General features: G+C 45.5%; 15 protein-coding genes. 9 read left to right on the plus strand and 6 right to left on the minus strand.

Annotation, left to right across the window (positions count from 1 at the left end):
• Positions 1-370 (minus strand): EamA family transporter (locus RH89_RS01580; RefSeq protein WP_004398209.1); only part of this gene is annotated, 370 nt, incomplete at its 3' end.
• A 211-nt stretch (positions 371-581) separates the two neighbouring features.
• Here RH89_RS01580 and RH89_RS01585 point away from each other — a divergent pair.
• Positions 582-1,067 carry a MarR family winged helix-turn-helix transcriptional regulator gene (locus RH89_RS01585; RefSeq protein WP_004398210.1) on the plus strand — a complete coding sequence of 162 codons (486 nt, stop codon included), beginning with the start codon at positions 582-584 and terminating at the stop codon, positions 1,065-1,067.
• A 185-nt stretch (positions 1,068-1,252) separates the two neighbouring features.
• On the plus strand, positions 1,253-5,155 hold the full coding sequence (locus RH89_RS01590; RefSeq protein ID WP_004398211.1) for an amino acid adenylation domain-containing protein: 3,903 nt from the start codon (positions 1,253-1,255) through the stop codon (positions 5,153-5,155).
• 93 nt (positions 5,156-5,248) lie between these two features.
• Here RH89_RS01590 and RH89_RS01595 read toward each other — a convergent pair whose 3' ends face one another.
• A complete protein-coding gene (locus RH89_RS01595) occupies positions 5,249-6,826 on the minus strand; it encodes a S8 family peptidase (protein WP_004398212.1) in 1,578 nt (525 codons plus the stop codon).
• Positions 6,827-7,320: 494 nt separating this feature from the next.
• On the opposite strand from RH89_RS01595, the gene RH89_RS01600 reads away from it, so the two are divergent.
• Positions 7,321-8,262 carry a bile acid:sodium symporter family protein gene (locus tag RH89_RS01600; protein ID WP_004398213.1) on the plus strand — a complete coding sequence of 314 codons (942 nt, stop codon included), beginning with the start codon at positions 7,321-7,323 and terminating at the stop codon, positions 8,260-8,262.
• A gap of 43 nt (positions 8,263-8,305) precedes the next feature.
• Here RH89_RS01600 and RH89_RS01605 read toward each other — a convergent pair whose 3' ends face one another.
• Positions 8,306-9,727 carry a sensor histidine kinase gene (locus tag RH89_RS01605; RefSeq protein ID WP_004398214.1) on the minus strand — a complete coding sequence of 474 codons (1,422 nt, stop codon included), beginning with the start codon at positions 9,725-9,727 and terminating at the stop codon, positions 8,306-8,308.
• The gene (locus RH89_RS01610; RefSeq protein WP_004398215.1) at positions 9,705-10,385 is read right to left on the minus strand and encodes a response regulator; all 681 of its coding nucleotides are present in this window, start codon (positions 10,383-10,385) and stop codon (positions 9,705-9,707) included. The genes RH89_RS01605 and RH89_RS01610 overlap by 23 nt, the downstream gene beginning before the upstream one ends.
• A gap of 160 nt (positions 10,386-10,545) precedes the next feature.
• Here RH89_RS01610 and RH89_RS01615 point away from each other — a divergent pair, with 160 nt between their 5' ends.
• Entirely contained in the window at positions 10,546-11,043 is a 498-nt protein-coding gene (locus tag RH89_RS01615; RefSeq protein ID WP_004398216.1) for a GlcG/HbpS family heme-binding protein, read from the plus strand.
• A 64-nt stretch (positions 11,044-11,107) separates the two neighbouring features.
• Here the strand turns inward: RH89_RS01615 and RH89_RS01620 are convergent, their stop codons facing one another.
• Positions 11,108-12,082, minus strand: a complete 975-nt coding sequence (locus tag RH89_RS01620) for an alpha/beta hydrolase (RefSeq protein WP_004398217.1) — start codon at positions 12,080-12,082, stop codon at positions 11,108-11,110.
• A 122-nt stretch (positions 12,083-12,204) separates the two neighbouring features.
• Here RH89_RS01620 and RH89_RS01625 point away from each other — a divergent pair, with 122 nt between their 5' ends.
• Entirely contained in the window at positions 12,205-13,095 is an 891-nt protein-coding gene (locus tag RH89_RS01625; protein ID WP_004398218.1) for a LysR family transcriptional regulator, read from the plus strand.
• Between the two features lie 311 nt (positions 13,096-13,406).
• Positions 13,407-15,107: a S8 family peptidase gene (locus tag RH89_RS01630; protein ID WP_004398219.1), complete on the plus strand. Its 1,701-nt coding sequence runs from the start codon at positions 13,407-13,409 to the stop codon at positions 15,105-15,107.
• A gap of 100 nt (positions 15,108-15,207) precedes the next feature.
• On the opposite strand, the gene RH89_RS01635 is transcribed toward RH89_RS01630, so the two are convergent.
• Entirely contained in the window at positions 15,208-15,561 is a 354-nt protein-coding gene (locus tag RH89_RS01635; protein WP_004398220.1) for a MerR family transcriptional regulator, read from the minus strand.
• A 79-nt stretch (positions 15,562-15,640) separates the two neighbouring features.
• Between RH89_RS01635 and RH89_RS01640 the strand changes: the two genes are divergently transcribed.
• From RH89_RS01640 to RH89_RS01650, 3 genes are all read left to right on the plus strand, one after another.
• Positions 15,641-16,456: an aminotransferase class IV family protein gene (locus RH89_RS01640; protein WP_004398221.1), complete on the plus strand. Its 816-nt coding sequence runs from the start codon at positions 15,641-15,643 to the stop codon at positions 16,454-16,456.
• Between the two features lie 326 nt (positions 16,457-16,782).
• The gene (locus RH89_RS01645) at positions 16,783-17,403 is read left to right on the plus strand and encodes a dioxygenase family protein (protein ID WP_004398222.1); all 621 of its coding nucleotides are present in this window, start codon (positions 16,783-16,785) and stop codon (positions 17,401-17,403) included.
• Positions 17,404-17,623: 220 nt separating this feature from the next.
• On the plus strand, positions 17,624-18,339 hold a 716-nt coding region (locus RH89_RS01650), incomplete at its 3' end, for a CobW family GTP-binding protein (protein ID WP_004398223.1).

Consider the following 18,339-nt stretch of genomic DNA (forward strand, 5'->3'; position numbering starts at 1 on the left):
ACATCAAGTTCGTCAGGTTAAGCTTACTTTTTAAAATCAGTGCACCAAGCACAATAACAAAAAGGGGTTGTGTGGATAAAAATAGCGCGGCGATCCCACCCGGTAAGTAGTAAGCCGCCGCAAACAGGCAGTAAAAGAAGAGACCAATATTGAGCAACCCCAAAACACCAATTTTGAACCACCATTTACCAGAAGGCAGGGTTCTGAACAGCATTACTAGAATTAACCCGGCACCTAATGCGCGGATCACAGAAGCGTAAATGGGGAGGTCTGCGGGGAGGGCTTCTGTTGTCACTATATAAGTGCTGCCCCATACAATGGGGGCTAATGCAGTAAGAGATATATTGAAGAGTGTCTGGAGCTTAGTCATTGTTCTACCTCTACATTTTATAAAATCACCATCTATTGATTCCTTTTAATAACCAGATCAAGTTTGTGGGTGAAAGTGGTGTGTAGTAACAAGTTTGATGATAAAATTTTGTATCTTTCTAATAAATATCTTTATGAAAAGATAAATCCAAGTTAATGCATAAATAATTCAATGTAAAGTATCTTCTTGGAAAGCTAAATTGGTGTGCAATATGGAATACGATCATGTAGATAAATTACTACTTCAGTGGCAAAAACAGCGACCTGAACTGGATTGCTCGTTGATGGGAGTAGTTGGTCGGCTAAGACGCATGAGTCAAATCATTGAAAAAAAACAGAATAAAGTCTTTAAAGACCATAATTTAACCTCAGTAGAGTTCGATATTCTTGCGACATTAAGACGAAATAATGAACCACTGACCCCTACCGAGTTGTATCAGACACTTATGCTGTCATCCGGTGCCATGAGCACCCGAATCGAACACCTTGTTCAGCGAGATTTAATAGTGAGAGTGGCGAGCAACGAAGACAGGCGCAGTTGCAAAGTCACGCTATCAGAAGAGGGGAAAGCCCTGATAGATAAAGCCGTTGAAGCACATCTGGCAAACGCCGAAAAAACCCTTTCGCCTTTGACACTTGAAGAACAAAACCAACTTGCCTCTATCATGAGAAGCTGGCTTGTTGTAAGCGAAAAGTAACCTTCCCTTCCTCCCGTACATCCAAGTTATTTCAAAGTTCTTACCTGAGATACATGTACGGGTTATGTCAGTTTTTTATAAGAATTTATCTTTCACAAAAGATTCTCTTGTGTAAGTTTCTTTCATTATGTAGTTTCTCTGTAGGCCTTCCCACTGCGTTCATTAACAAAAGGAGCTTACTCAGAATGAACACAGCTATACCTAAATCCGTTCCCAACACAAACCTTATTGAAGACGATAACCTAACCTCCAGCGATCCTTGTTTGCTAAGCATGCTGGAATCTCATGCACTCACCCATCCAGAAGACATCGCCGTTCAGGATCTTACCGCCTCTCACACATACGGTGAGTTCTTCCAACAGGTGGTTAAGAATGCAAATGGCTTGAGCAGCGCAATTGATGATCAAGCATCCCGTATTGGCTTGTACTTCAGTCCGTCCGCTGACATGGTTCTTGGCGCGTGGTCCATTCTCGCTTCAAATCGCGCGTATCTTCCCTTAGCCCTTGATTATCCAACCGAACGCCTCCGGTACATGGTGGAGGATTCTGGTATTCAGGTTGTTCTGACCTCGGAACATCTAAAAGCACAACTCACCTCCATCGTTACTGAAGGCATTAAGATAGTGACGCTGGAGGAACTGAATAACTTGCCGACAAGCAGTAAAACAAACGGCAATCCAGACGTGTCCAGTCAGCGTCTGGCTTATGTTATTTACACGTCAGGAAGTTCAGGTAAGCCTAAAGGTGTCATGGTTACGTACCAGAACATCTCCAATCAAATTGCATTTATGAAGAGTCAGTTTGGGTTCGACCGATCTGACCGAATTATTCAGAAAACGCCGTCCAGCTTTGATGCTGCCCAATGGGAAATTCTGGCACCCGCATACGGAAGTCGGTTAATTGTAGGACCCGAAGGATGCTACAAAGATCCGGATGCGATGCTCGAAACCATCATTGATGAAGAAATTACGGTATTGCAGTGTGTGCCCACATTATTACAGGCTCTGGTCGACCACCCGCTGTTCCCCGATTGCGAGTCTCTCAAGCAGGTGTTCAGCGGGGGAGAAATCCTCACCAGAAATCTGGCGAAGCAATTTTTCAGTAAGATGCCAGATGCTTCACTCACCAACCTGTATGGCCCCACCGAATGTACCGTTAACGCTTCCACCTTCACCCTTTCCCAAAGCTCAATCAACACATACCCAGATGCCATTTCCATAGGTAAACCCGTTGCCAATACCATGTATCACGTACTCCGGGAAGACGGCGAACCAGCGCTGGTGAATGAAATTGGCGAGCTTCATATATCGGGCGTTCAGGTATCCAATGGCTATCACAATCGCCCAGAGTTAACCGCTGAGAAATTCATAAAAAACCCCAAAGCCTTTCTTCCCGGTCATGAAATTCTCTATAAAACCGGCGATCTCGTTAAACAGGACAACGACGGTAATACACACTTTATCGGGCGAGCAGACAGCCAGATAAAGCTTCGAGGGTATCGCGTAGAACTGGATGAAATTCGACTTGCTATTGAAAATCACAACTGGGTAAAAACTGCAGCAGTAGTGGTTAAGGATGATGCCCGTACAGGTCACCAAAACTTAGTTGCCTGCGTTGAACTTGATGAAACTCAGGCTGCATTGATGGATCAGGGCAATCACGACAGCCACCATCAATCTAAATCCAACAAGTTCCAGGTGAAGGCGCAGCTTTCAAACTCCGGAAGCCTTTCGCTTGAAGGTCGCAAACCTGAGCACATTATCAACCTCTCGGGGAAAACCGCTTCGAAAGAACAAAGAGCCCGAGCGTTTGGTCGGAAAACGTATCGCTTCTTCGAGTCCGATTCCAGAATCACGAAAGACACTCTGCTTAGTTTGCTAGAACATCAACCACCAGCGCCCTGTTCCATGGCTAATCAGGGTCGTATTTCTCTTGAAAACTTTGGCGTGCTTTTACGTAACTTTGGTCAGTTCCTCAGCGAAGAACGTCTATTACCAAAACATGCTTATGCATCTCCAGGGGCGTTGTACGCCACTCAAATGTATTTTGAATTGAGCGGCATGGAAGGTTTGCAACCCGGTATTTACTACTATCACCCAGTTGAACATTGTTTAATACACATTCGCGCGTTGCCAGAAGATTGCGCTCCCTGCTTCAACATTCACTTCATCGGTAAACGCAGTGCCATCGAACATGTTTACAAAAACAATGTTCTGGAAGTCTTGGAGATGGAAACAGGGCACATGCTTGGTCTGTTTGATGAATTGCTTCCAGAGCACGCTCATTCGGTTTCCCAGAACCTCTCTGTTTCACGAGACACACTTCCAGAATGGTATGAAGGCGAACGTAGCGACTACTATCTGGGGAGTTATCGCATTGAAAACGGCACTCCAAGTAATACATCCGATGCCGTCCAGATTTTGGTTCAAGCGCATGAAAATAAAGTCGAAGGATTGCCCGCTGGTCTTTATCGATACCGAGATGGCGACTTAGATTTCATGACCAATCGCGTCATTGAAAAAAGTGACGTTATTGCCATCAATCAGAAGGTGTATGAGCGTTCAAGTTTTGGTATCAGTATGGTCTGCAACAGTGAAGACAAAGACAGCCATTATGTTCATCTTGGTCGCGCGCTTCACCGTTTCCAAAGCAACCACCAGTTACTGGGTATGATGTCTTCTGGCTACAGTTCCAAATCAGGAAATGATCTTCCTTCGGCATTAAAAATCCGTTCCATCGTGTCAGAATTCAACCTTCCAGTTGAAAGCTTCTACTTCTGTATTGGCGGTGCAGTCAGTCAGGAGCAGTATCAGAGTGAAGGCATGTACGAAGACAGCGTACACATGAAAGGTCCGGCTGAAATGCTGAAAGAAGAGTTAGAGCAACAACTGCCTAACTATATGATCCCCAACAAGGTACTGGTTCTTAATAACCTCCCTCAAACCGTGAATGGAAAAGTAGACCTTGCCGCACTCAACCAGTTGGACGCACTTAAAAGTCTGGACATCAATCGGGAGATGGTTCCGCTCTGTACTGAAGCTGAAAAGAAAATCGGCGATATCTGGTGCCGGGTGATGAAGTGGGAATCGGTTTCCGCGCAGGATAACTTCTTCGAGTCAGGAGGTAATTCACTGACGGCTGTGGCTCTGGTTAACCGCATTAACGGCAGCTTTTCCATAAAAATGCCCCTTCAGGTTCTGTTCGAAAAACCCACCATTGCGGATTTGGCAAAATGGGTTGAGGAAAATGGAAACAAACAACATGAGAACGCCCGATTTATACGCCTCAGTAAAGGCTCCAAAGATCCTGTGTTTTGCTGGCCAGGATTAGGCGGTTACCCACTGAGCCTGAGATCGTTAGCCGATGGGCTGTTTACCGATCAATCCCTTATCGGAATACAGGCACTTGGGATCAATCAGGGTGAAGTTCCTCTGGCATCGGTGAAAGAGATGGCGGCGGAAGACATCAAACAAATCAAAGCACTGCAACCCAACGGACCTTATACACTCTGGGGCTATTCCTTTGGCGCACGTGTTGCGTTTGAAACCGCTGCGCAGCTAGAAGCCATGGGTGATGAAGTCAACGCCTTGTATTTACTGGCTCCGGGTGCTCCCGTTACCCAAATGGAGAGAGAAAAAGCGTATTCTCATGAAGCACGATTTGATAACCCTGTGTTTCTCGCCATTCTGTTTTCGGTATTTGCACACCGGATTGAAGGAAAGCTGCTGGATCGCTGTCTGCAACTGTGCCGAACGGAAGACGACTTTGTTTCCTTTATATGCCAGAGATTTACCGAGCTTGAGGAGAGTCTCGTGAAACGAATCATTCGTGTTGTAGCCATGACTTACGGTTTCAGCTATCAGTTCGACGAGCTGGCAAACCGAAAACTCAACACGCCAATTACGATCCTGAAAGCACAGGGAGACCACTACTCGTTTCTTGAAAACTCGCCACCATTTAGCCAGCACCCACCGAAGATCATCGAACTGAATGTGGATCACTACCAAGTGCTAAAAGAAGCAGGAATTCAGGAACTGAAACATCTGCTCGAGAACGAACATAATTTGGAGGACGCACTCACAGCGTAGTCAATAGCTCAATCAAGGTCATTTTCTTAATGAGGCTGCAGGTGATTATGATAAAAGGCAGGTCTCTGAGACCTGCCTTATTAGCGACTGTACTTAGTAGCTGGCTTTCAGGGTTATACCGCTCGACGCAGAGTAACCATTCAGCATGATGTAGTAACGACCATTCTTAGTCGTCGGTACTGTGCAGGTTTCACTGTTACCCCAGCGGTATGGGCGGCAATCCCAAGTACTGGTTGTTGGCTGCGCACCAAATCGGGTGTAGAGGTCTGCGTCACCAGAACCACCACTGATTGTCACCGACAGGCTTCTGCCCGCAGGTACATCGATGTAGTAGTGTTTCTTCTCACCACGGCTTACCGCGATGCCTGTTTCAGCCTGACCATTTTTCAGTTGACCGTCTCCCGGATTAGGACAGTTAGTATCGCAACCGCTGCCTACCTGGCTGTATACCAATTTATTCACAGAACCTTTGGTATCGCTGACTTTACCGACACTTGCGCGATTACTGATGAGTGCAGAAACCTGAGCAGGAGAAAGTGCGCCGTTTTCTTGCAGGTAAAGCGCCGCTACACCTGCTACATGTGGAGTCGCCATTGATGTGCCGCTGATGGTTTTGTAGCTGCCGTCGAACCAGGCAGATTTGATGCTGGAACCCGGTGCAAATACATCAACACAGCTACCCCAGTTTGAGAAGCTGGAACGGCTGTCGCTGCTGGTTGTCGACCCAACGGTCACACCACTTGGCTCACGAGCAGGTGATGAGCTACAGGCATCCGCATTAGAGTTACCTGCCGCCAGCATAAAGCTCACACCAGACTGAACGGCATTGGCAACCGCACGATCAAGCGCTGTTGATACGCCACCGCCCAAACTCATGTTAGCGACGGAAGGACCCGAGGCATTGGCAGCAACCCAGTCAACACCAGCAATAACACCAGAAGTTGAACCGTTACCTGTACAACCCAAGACTCGGACACCGACGATGTTCACGTTTTTGGCCACACCGTACTGAGCACCACCAATGGTTCCCGCTACGTGTGTACCGTGACCGTTACAATCGGTGGAATCAGCATCGTTGTCGACAAAGTCATAGCCCGATACAGCACGACCGCCAAATTCTGGGTGGGTTGTGGTGACACCGGTATCGATGACATACGCAGTAACACCCGAACCATCAAAGTTGTAGTTGTAGTTGCGGTTAAGTGGCAAGTCGCGCTGGTCAATTCGATCCAGACCCCAGATTGCGTTGCTCTGGTTGGCATTAGCCGAAACAACCGGGTCGATGGAAATGATGCGGTCCTGCTCGATAAATTCTACACGCTGATCCGCACGCAGCGAACGAAGTTGCTCGGCATTTAGCGTTGCAACAAAACCACTGATTGAGCGATCGAATACCTTCTCAATCTTCACCGCTTGCTCAGTTTCAAGGCTAGAAACTGTTTGCTGCGTGAAAGACTGAATGGATTCAGGGTTGCTCGCCAATGTCAGAGGCTGTTTCAGTACCACAATGTACTGACCTTCAACGCCTTGGCTTTCCGGTGCAGAAACCAGAGGAGCCAGTGTTTGACCCTCCGCTGTAAATCCTTGTACTCCATTTTGTTGTGCCTGACTTGACGTTGAGATCACCGCAAACGAAGCAGCGATACAGCAACTTAGTACTTTCCTTAACATACTAATTATCCTGTGAATATTCTTAAAATATTGAAATTCAGCCTACTACGTACATCAAGCTCGTTCTTGTGAGTGCCATTGTTATACCCAATTGGTCTTAAGATTCTTGGGTATATATGGTCTTTTTAACTTGCTCTAAAAAGCTATGCGTGAATGCGATGAGTTGCACTTTTGGGATGAGGTGGAAAAGATGAATTTGAGACGATTTCTGACAATCGAGAGCTGAATTTTCGGTCCGTTTCTTTCTGAATGAGATAATAATGCCAAATGAAACATTTTACTTAACATAACCAAATTCGCATGCTATTGAACGAATAATTGATAATTAACCAAAATTACCAACTGGTTTTTATTCATTAACTGGATTTTTACACTTGAGAGAAACATTAGTTTTTGACCAGTTTTAAACACCTAGCTACCTAAAACGCTTGTACATACCGACACATTTGATGGATTATCAAACACACCAATGAATCCATTCTCATATATTCATCATGCTTAAAACAATCATCAACTGGTTCCCGCTGTGGGCGATCTTAGGATCCGCGGCGGCATATATTCAGCCAGACATATTCGTTCCTCTGAAAAGCCAAATCGTTCCATTGCTTATGATCATCATGTTATCGATGGGCTTAACACTGAAAATTGCCGACTTTAAGCGCCTTTCTTCATATCTAAAAGCCGTAGGTGTTGGAGTATTTCTTCAATTTTCTATTATGCCTCTTGCCGCTCTTCTGATTGCGATGGCATTTGGCATGAATGAAGCGCTGACTATCGGTATGGTATTGGTCGGCAGTGTCGCAGGAGGAACTGCGTCCAATGTGATTTGTTACCTCGCTAAAGGGAACGTTGCACTTTCTATTACCATGACGGCAATCTCCACTTTGCTAGGCGTGGTCATGACACCGTTTTTAGTGGATCTCTTTTTGGGCGTCAGCGTTGATGTTCCCGTCATGCAAATGGTGATGAGCCTTGTGAAGATTGTGCTGATTCCCGTGAGCATCGGCGTATTCGTCAACCACTTTTTCAGTAAAGCCATTGAACGTATTAACCCTTTGCTACCGCTGATTTCTATGGCAGCCATTGTATTGGCGATTGCAATTATCGTGGCGTTAAACCGCGATCAAATTGCCAATATTGGCGCTTGGGTCTTCTTCGCCGTGGTGCTTCACAACAGCATTGGTTTGATTGCTGGCTACGGTTTATGCCGTGTCTTTGGATTCGATAAAACCATCTGCAAAACCATTGCTATTGAAGTCGGGTTGCAAAACTCGGGTCTGGCGACCGCTCTTGCGCTGAAGTTCTTCACACCGCTGTCTGCGTTGCCAGCAGGGATTTTCTCCATTTGGCACAACTTATCCGGTTCGGTACTGGCGTATTTCTGGTCAAAAGAAGAAGATAAAGACAAGCCATTTCAGGAACAAAAATCTCTATAGATGAATAGCCTTTACATGAGCCAGTGGATAACCACTGGCTTTTTTATGCTGTGACTTTTTTCAGTCCAACCTTAAAACAACTACCCTGCCCCAGTGTAGATTCAACCGAGATTGAACCGTTAATGCTGTCTACCATCGCCTTGGTCAGCGACAACCCTAACCCATACCCGGGCGTTAAATTACGGCTTTCATCCACCCGAAACAGGCGCTTGAAAATCAGCTCATGGTATTCGGGGTCAATACCAATACCCGTGTCTTTAATAGCAATCTGGTAATCACCTTGGTGGACTGAAGTGGACAGAGTCACCGAGCCACCTTCCTGTGTATATTTCAATGCATTGTCTAACACGTTGACAATAATCTGAGTCAGCTTGTAAGCATCGGCTTCCACAAAGTGGCTGTCTGCCAGTTCCAGATTCAGGTGAATACCATTTACCTCTGCAATGTCTTCGTACCAGCCCGCGACTCGGCTCATCATTACATTCGGGTCGATCTTTTCTAGTCGAGTAGGCTTCTTGCCTGTCAGCTCGTCATTCAGTTTCATCAAAGCGGTCAGAAGATTATTGGCTTGAGTGGAGTTTTCTGCGCAATCACTCAACGCCTGAGTTAAATCCGCATTGGCTTTAGAAAGGTGTTCTGGAGAATGATTTTGAGCTGGCAGCGACAAGGCTTTTTCTGCCGTCAAATGAATGCGGGTGAGGGGTGTACGGAGATCGTGTGCAATGGCATCTAGCGTTCTGTCTAACGTGGTGATACAGGTTGTCAGCTTACCCAGCATATTGTGGACACTGCTATAAAGCAGAGCAAAACCGCCACTGGCTTGTGAAACCTGAGTTTGAGAAATTTCATTTAGATTGCCTTCATCCAGACGCCGAATGTCTTCTGCCAGATGAGACAGGGGCAGCAGTGTTTTGGACAACAACCGATGAACCAACACCGCAGTGATGAGCGAAAGTAACACCACAGACAGGCAGGTAATCAGCCAGTTTTTGAACGCAGACGCATAGCGGGAATCCAAATCCACAACCAGCCTAAAGACATGCGTCTTTCCTAGCAGTTGAATCGCCAGATGCGGTTGCGAAAGGAAATAGAAAAATCCTTGATCGCCCCAATCCATTATCGCTTTATCCAGCCCCATCACAGGAAACTCATCCCCCGCAAAGTAGCGGAGCACACCGGATTTATCTGATAGATAGACCGAAATATGATTTTCAAACAACCGCTGCTGATTGGATTCGATAACGTGGATCAGCTTTTCATCGGATTCGTAGGTCAGTATGCGCTGGTATTCAGTGGAAAGACTGTGGAGGTATTTCTTTTCTTCTTTGTAGGAATCGAAGAAAAACACAATGCCAATCAGCAATAAGATCACCACTAAGCCGCCAAACAGCAGAGCCATAAACTGGGAAAACAACTGCTTTTTAGCTTGTTGAAGTGCCAACTCAATATTCTGTTTTGAGGACATAACCCACTCCCCGAATAGTATGAATCAGCGACTGGTCAAAGCCTTTGTCTAGCTTGGCGCGAAGTCGGCACACTAACACGTCGACCACATTGGTTTGCGGATCAAACTGATAACCCCAGACCGATTCCAGAATGCTGGTTTTCGAGAGCACCACTTCCGGGTTCTGAAGAAGCAGATAAGCCAACGCGTATTCCCGCTGGTTAAGCGAAATGGTTTTGCCACCCCGAGCCAGTTCTCGTTTCAGTGGGTTCAGTTCTACATCCAGGTATTTTAAGGTGGCATTTGGTGTTGAAGAAACCGACATTCGTCGTAGCAATGCCTGACAGCGTACCAGCAATTCACTGAATGCAAATGGCTTAACAAGATAGTCATCCGCGCCAGATTTGATTCCCTGCACTCTCTCTTCAACCGAGTGTTTAGCGCTAAGGATAATCACCGGGATCGAATGTCCTTCCCCGCGCAATTCAGAGAGGATCTGAAACCCATCTTTGCCCGGCAACATGATATCGAGAATCAGAATATCGAACGGCTCACTCTTAGCCAGATGTGCACCATCCAAACCATTGGCAGTATGGGTCACGCTGTAGCCTTCTTGTTCCAAACCCTGAATGACAAAGTCAGCAATAAAGCTGTCGTCTTCAATGAGCAACACTCTCACACAGATTTCCTTTTTACTTGTCCTACAGGTCAAATTTTAACAGCTTTTCTGCGGATAAATTGAACATTACCAGTTTGTAATGTTGGTGAAAGTATTCGGTAATTCGACCTTATTTAAGATGGCTCTATCAAAACAGACATCCAATAACAAGGAGATACCCATGACAATGAAACACACCTTATTTGCTGCTGCGTTTGCTGTTACCGGTCTGATGAGCACCAATGTTTCCGCATCTGAAAACAAGACCGTGAATGTCGCTAATATTGCTTCACAAACCGCATTTCAGCTGGCGCTAGAATCCGTAAACCAATGCCATTCCCAAGGCTACCGAGTAAGTACCACTGTGGTTGATACCGCGGGTCGTGTAGTAGCTCAACTGCGTGCTGACAACGCCGGGACTCACACGCTGGAAAGCTCACGCAAAAAAGCGTTTACGGCAGTAAGCATGAAGCAGCCTACCGCAAACCTGATGAAGACCATCTCTGAAAAACCAATTTTGCAACCGCTAAAAGATATGGATGACAACCTGTTGCTGCTTGCAGGTGGCATTCCACTCAAAGTGAATGATCAAATCATTGGTGCGATTGGTGTAGGCGGCGCTCCGGGTGGTCACCTGGATGTAGCATGCGCGGAAGCTGCTATTAAGAAAGTGCTTTAATCGATATAAAAAAGCACTCTCTATCGAGAGTGCTTTGCATTAGATTCTATGATTTTTCTATTTCTTATTGAGTGACACGTTCGATAAATTCGACCATCCGCTGCTCTATTGGCTTACGCAAACCATCACCGGACAAAGCCACCGAGCCAGCAGGATAGAAATGGCTTGCGCCGGGGATCCATGAGTAGGAATAGTCAACACCCACATTATTGTAATGCTCTAAAAGATCCGGAGTACCAATGAAGGTCGCTGGCAAATCGTACTGACCCTGAAACATCAGAATTGGGCTCACTTCTTCTCCATCTTTGACGGTTTTCTTAATATCGAACCCAATCTCTGCTGTACCTAACATCATCACGCCCGCTACAGGTTCCTGCATACCATGCCCGACATTTAGGCTGGTAATTGCCCCTGCGGAAAAGCCACCTAACACGATTTTATCTGGGTCAATGTTGTATTCACTGGCGTTGTCTTTCACGAAACGAACGGCGCTACGCAAGTCTTCTGCCGCTGAGAGTACGGTATTTTCAAGTATCTCTACATCAGCTTGATTGTTGAAGTCGAGTGCTGGCAGCTCCATAAGAGAGCGAACAATGTTCACCTGACCTTGCATGTTGGGGACGGCATCCATATTCAGCATGTCTTCACTGTATCCTTCACGAGTTGGGACTGGTTGTTCCGGAGCCACTCGATAGTCAATGGTAAAGCAGGCATGACCACGTTTTACGAACGTCTCACAATACTCTTTCATTGAAGTCGTTTGAGCGCCTTCCATTAAATAAGGGTTGTGTGGGTGACCTCTATGGTATGCACCACCAAAAGTCATAAAAATAGCCTCAGTCGGTTCAGCCTGAACATTTTCAGGTAGATACACGTCCATCCATAGATCTCTTGGTTGCACTTCACCGTTTAGCGTAACGTCACCCTGCCCATAAATAACACCTTCAATAACCTTGTAATCATTAGCCACCGCAACGCTAGAAAAACCCACACATGCAGACATCAAAACGGCAAAAGAAACCTTGTTAAACTTGAACATAAGCACCTCACTTAAGGAAATTGTTTGTTAGCTCGTTTGCTATATGTTTAATATACCTCTCAAATAAACTATGATATAACCACTTTTGTTGGGCTTTCCCATCCATAGGTTGAATATAAGCAATGTTTACACGAGATCAGATAGTGAGCTTTTGTGCGGTATATGAATGTGGTTCTTACAGCGCTGCCGCGAGGCGTATCGGAAGAGATCGCTCGACAGTACGTGAGCATGTGACGATTCTTGAAGACAGTATCGGGGTTGATCTTTTTAACATTGAGGGACGCAGCGCAGTCCCGACAAACGCGGCTAAACAACTTTACCCCAGAGGTGCAGCCATTTCCCGACAAATAGAGGAATTCGAAAAAGCGGCACTGAACTCCTTTGATCAGGAGATACTCGTCCTCAATATCTATCACGACGCAATGATCCCCTCTTCTCTAATTGCCCATATAGAGAGAAACATTCGCCAACAGTACCCACAAACCCAACTCAATTGGTTACACCGAAGTCGTCAAGAAGCGATGGAAGACTTGATAAGTGGGCAGGCACACCTTGCATTAATGCCGATAAAAATGATGGTTCGTCCAGACAAAGAAGTGAATTTTATCAATCTGGGACGGGTTCCTTTGTCCATTTATGTTGGTGCGGACAGCCCGTTGACAAAACGTTCTGATGTGAGAATCACAGACCTTCAAATTGAAAAGCAGTACATATTAGAAAACCACTCTGATACTGGGCTGCAGGGAGCTAAAGTTTCTCCAAACTCAAGCATAGTCAGCAATAACGACGTCGTCATAGAGCTACTAAAGCACAATGGCTGGGCAGCTTTGCCTGATGAGCTGGCGACACCTTTTTGCCAACTAGGGCATATTTCTAAGATCGACTGTTTTGAGGTCGCCAGTACAATTAACTACAACATTTGCGTATTCTTCTCTCCATCTCTGGAGCATAACGAGATCATTGCTTATGCGCTGGGAGAAATCAGAAAGTACTCTCAAAGTGCATTCGTTTAGGCATCATATCTGTGGCCTTATCGATATTAAAAAACACTTTAATCGACTGAATTTAAATAACAATATGGGAGGCGTAGCCTCCTTTTTTGTTTGTTTCGCCAGTAGAAAGACAGAGAATTTTTAGCTAAAAAACGGCGAATTTCCCTTTCTCTTTTCCATTCATTTCAAACTTATATGCATATTTTCATATGCAATACATTGCTTTATGGAATCAATTACGCACTTTATAAATAATGCGAATGATATTCAACTGTATTCATTTTATCTTCAGGTCGCTTTTTGAGCACATAATGATAAAAGGATGCAACACAATGAATAAAGGATATACACTTTCCGCTCTTGCAGTGGCGATAACTGCTTGTACCAGTTTTTCAGCTTATGCAAATGTCGAAGGAGACCCTATCAACTCTCCTTTCATAAAAGATGTAAAAGGCACCATCGTTGAGGATCACTCTCCTCAGTCAGTTAAACCGGTGTTAAGTGTTCTCAGAACACTGAGCGACCCGACAGAACACCGCGGCGACTGGTTCAACGCTTCTCCAAACTATTCAGCGATTCAGGGTTCTGGTGTCGATTTTGTATACAACCACCTTCTTCCACCACTTCAGCCACAGCCGATCATTGTCGCGGTTCTAGATTCAGGTGTGGATACCGACCATGAAGACCTGAAAAACAAGCTTTGGACGAACGAAGACGAAATTCCACACAATGGTATTGATGACGACGGCAACGGTTACATCGACGATATTCACGGATGGAACTATCTGGGTAACGCGTTTGGCGTCAACATGGATCAAGATACCTTAGAGGTGACGCGTGAGTACAAAAAGTACCTCAAGCTGAAGGAAAAGGGATATTGGATCTCGCCTAAAAAACGCGCTTACTATGAAGGCGTAGAAGCGGACTACCTGGAGTCGGTGGCTTACTACCAAAATGCATTGGATCAGGTTGTTCTGGCTACTGAGCAGGCAAACCAGTACAAAGCTGAGATTTTAGCTGTTGTAGACCACACCGATTTTTCTAAGGAAGGGCTTCAGCCGCTACTGACTCATTCAGATGCAGCTGTCGTTGCCGCTGCACAAGGTCTGCTGGTTGTATTTGAAAAATGGCGTTCATTTGATTACCTGGAGTCACGCGTAAGCCGCTACCAGGAATCCATCAACTACCACTACAACCTAGACTTTGATCCACGCAGAGACATCGTGATGGACAACCCAAGAAACCCTTGGGAAAGAGGTTACGGTAATAATGATGTGAAAGGACCAGTTGGCAGACACGGTACGCACGTTGCTGGCATCATTGCTGCCGAGCGCAACAATGGCGTAGGCATCGACGGTGTGGCTGACTACGCTCAGATCATGGCTGTGCGTATGGTTCCAAACGGTGATGAGCGTGATAAAGACATCGCTAACGCAGTACGTTATGCCGTTGACAATGGTGCAAAAATCATCAACATGAGCTTTGGTAAGAGCTACTCACCTCACAAATACATTGTGGATGAAGCCTTCCGTTATGCAGCAAGCCGAGATGTACTGATTGTTCACTCCGCTGGTAACAGCCGCAACGACAATGACATCAAACCAAGCTACCCGAACCGTTACGCGGTTCACTACGGTGGTCACCCAATCCCAACTTGGATGGATGTCGGTGCTTCCGATAAAGCAGCGGATGAAAATCTGGTGACTTTCTTCAGTAGCTTCGGTCAAAAGAGCGTTGATATCTTCGCACCGGGATACCGAGTGCTTTCAACTACACCAGACAACACTTACGCCGCGTACAGTGGCACAAGTATGGCAGCTCCAGTCGTTTCTGGTGTCGCAGCTCTGGTTTGGTCTCGATACCCAGACTTATCAGCAACACAGCTGAAAAGACTGTTGATGAAGCATTCCACTACATACCCAGGGCTGTTGGTTAAGAAACCGTCTTCGCCAGAAGATCTGGTTCCATTCAGCACCCTGTCTATTTCAGGTGGTGTGGTTAACGCAGAAGCGATCTTTGCTGACCTGAACTAAGCGGTTCTTACGTCATCACCCGTTTTAAAATGAGTTGATGGATGTAAATTAAAACGCCCGATGAGCTTCATCGGGCGTTTTTGATCTTGCTATCTGTTACTCAATTCTCTTCTATCTCTCTTAAAAAGTTTTCGAGTATTTTTCGGCTTTCAGCGATTTTAGCCACTTGTTCATTAGCGACACGAATCTGTTCATGCAGAAGATTTCTTAGCTCATCACACGGTTCCAAAACAGGTCTGTCACCTCTTAGGCAGGGTAAAAATTCCAGCATGGTCGTCAGCTTCATCCCTGCTGCGCTCAGAAGTTTTATTCGCTCCAGAGTAAGGACTTCTCCGCTATCAAAATCTCTGTATCCGCTTGGAGTACGTTTGGGTTTCAGCAATCCTTGTTGCTCGTAATAACGCAACATCCGAATACTCACTCCTGATTGCTTGGACAACTCACCTATCTTCATTTTCCCTCTTGACTCTGACAGCAGTGTGAGGGTTTATAGTATTGGCTCCGCATACTTTTTTCAATTTGGAGCCATCAAAATGAACAGTGATATCTATGCAGAACAAACCCTATTAAATGGGGAATTCATTCCCAATTCAGAAATATGTCGCCTTGCATTTTCTGGCTTTGCTCACTTCACCGCACTTCAGGTTCGAGACCGAAAAATAAAGGGTATGGACTTACATTTGGAGCGATTGAGAAATGCTTCAATGACGCTTTTTGGAAAGGCGGTACCAGATGAGATAGTGCGTTCTTACGTCCGTACCGCGTTAGAAAAAGGTCCTGCGGATCTTTCGCTTACTGTGACGGTCTATTCGCCCGAGGGGGAATTTACATCTGCAAGTATGAACATTGAACCGAAAGTACTGATTCGCACCAGTGCGCCATCTAACGGTCCAGACGCTCCTCTGAAACTCGCAGCGATCCATCACGAAAGACCGCTGGCGAACATCAAACACGTCGGCGAGATAGGCAAAACCTACTATCTGCATCAGGCAATAAGACAAGGTTTTGATGATGCGGTATTCATTGATAACAATAACCGCATAAGTGAAGGAACCATATGGAATATGGCTTTTTGGGACGGCGAAACCATCGTCTGGCCAAAAGCCGATATGCTGAAAGGCACAATGATGGCAATGGTACAAAGACAGTTAACCAAACTAGACATCCCACATCGAACAGATCCCGTGACCCCTGAAGACCTTTCAGAATTGAAAGGAGCGGCGGTAATGAATTCGTGGACACCCGGAATCAGCGTCAGCGAAATCTCATCACACAAATTTCCTCAATCTAACGAGCTATCGGCATTACTTCATAATGCGTACGAGAATGAGCCAGTCGAAGACGTCTAAGTGGGTGAACTCAAACATTCGGGAGCTGGATAGGCTCCCGAATAACTCTTCATCTGATTTAGGCGATTAAGCACTCCATTTATCGAAAAATAACCCCAAAAACTCAAAATAGTTAAGAAGATAAAATCTTCATTAATTCAACTAGATATTTTAAATCACCACAAACTCATTACTAACATATTAATCAATAACCATTCATTCACTGAAACATTGAGCCTTCTTTAATGTCAGATTGATGAGATGACATGTTGGGAGTTGGGAGCCTCAACTATATTTTCCTAACACTGTCATAAGAAAAATCATAACTACAAGGAAGCTCTCTATCTATGAAATCAGTAAGCCGAAGAGGTATTGTAAAAGGCATAGCGGCGCTCGCAGCATTACCTATGTATTCACGCAGTTCTATCGCTGCAGTGTTCACTCCTAGTGCCACAGAAGGTCCTTTCTATCCGGAAACGTCGATGCGTTTTCCTGATATCGACAATGATCTGGTGAAAGTGGCTGGAGCCGTTGAACAAGCCGGCGGTGAGATCATTCATCTAAAAGGGAAAATTCTTTCTAAAGCAGGGCTGCCTTTAACCGGACATAGAATTGAAATTTGGCAATGCGATGTGAATGGAAAATATCTACACACAGGCGACGATAGAAACGTCACTTACGATTCTGGATTTCAAGGGTTTGGGCACGATGTAACAGATGAAGAAGGCAACTATCGCTTTCGAACCATCAAGCCTACCGTTTACCCAGGGCGTACCCCACACATTCATGTAAAAGTGTTTGATGGGGATCGGGAGCTTTTGACTACTCAGTTTTACATCGCAGGTGATTCCCGAAACCAAGCCGATAGCATTTTCCGCCGAATGTCTAAGAGTGAAGCAGACAGCGTCTCTATGGAATTCGTCGAAAATAACAATAGAGTTGAAACTCGGGTAGATGTCGTCGTCTGACGGATTTGGCAAATACCATCAAGGCGCAACGCAATTAGATTACCGACTACATTATGTAAGCAGATTATGAACCAAAGGCGGTGGGCAGGTTTCCATCGCTTTTTGGTATGTTTCGCTCTCTTAACCGATAAAAATTACAAACCCATTCCGTTATGTTATAACGTCAACCAATTCAGATTTGATGCTCGTTAAGCATCTGTTCAAATAAAGGTTTACGTTCATGGCTACCATCCCTGTCACTATTTTGCACGGTTTTCTCGGTTCAGGAAAAACCACCGTTTTACGTAGCGTTCTGGCTCAGACTCAGGATGCCGACAGTGTTCCATCGGTGGTGGTAAATGACATGAGTGAGCTGGACGTCGACGGCGTGCTGATCATGAACACCGATGTTGTGAATGAAAACAACGGTAATTTTATGACCATCAGCGGGGATAGTGTAAGTAGCCCGGAAGGTGTTAAGAAACTCCACAAAGCACTCACAAGGCTCGTGAAGAAAAAACAGCCGCCGTGGATTCTTATTGAAACTTCAGGTAGTAGCCACCCTTTACCTCTGGTCGAATATTTTAAACGCCAGCAGCACGCCTACTCGTTGAAAGGTGTGATCACTCTTGTTGACTCTACGTGGTTAAGAGACGATTACGACCACGCGGAGGATTTAATTCCAACTTGGCAGGAGAATCTGCAAAAAGGCATCCGTGGTTTGGAAAACCTTTTGGTTGAGCAGATCATGTTTTCTAACCGCGTTTTCCTCACCAAAACCGATAAGCTGGAAACGGATTCGGTTAAACGCATTGCACAGGCACTTCATCCACTCAACCCTTACGCCAATATCATACAAACCTCATGGGGTAATGTTGGGATTGAGCAGTTCAGAGACATTGAAAACTACAATTTCTTCTTGGTCGAACAGCTATCCGCTGAGCTGAGAGATCAGGT

Source organism: Vibrio nigripulchritudo ATCC 27043 (assembly GCF_000222685.1).
Classification (GTDB): domain Bacteria; phylum Pseudomonadota; class Gammaproteobacteria; order Enterobacterales; family Vibrionaceae; genus Vibrio; species Vibrio nigripulchritudo.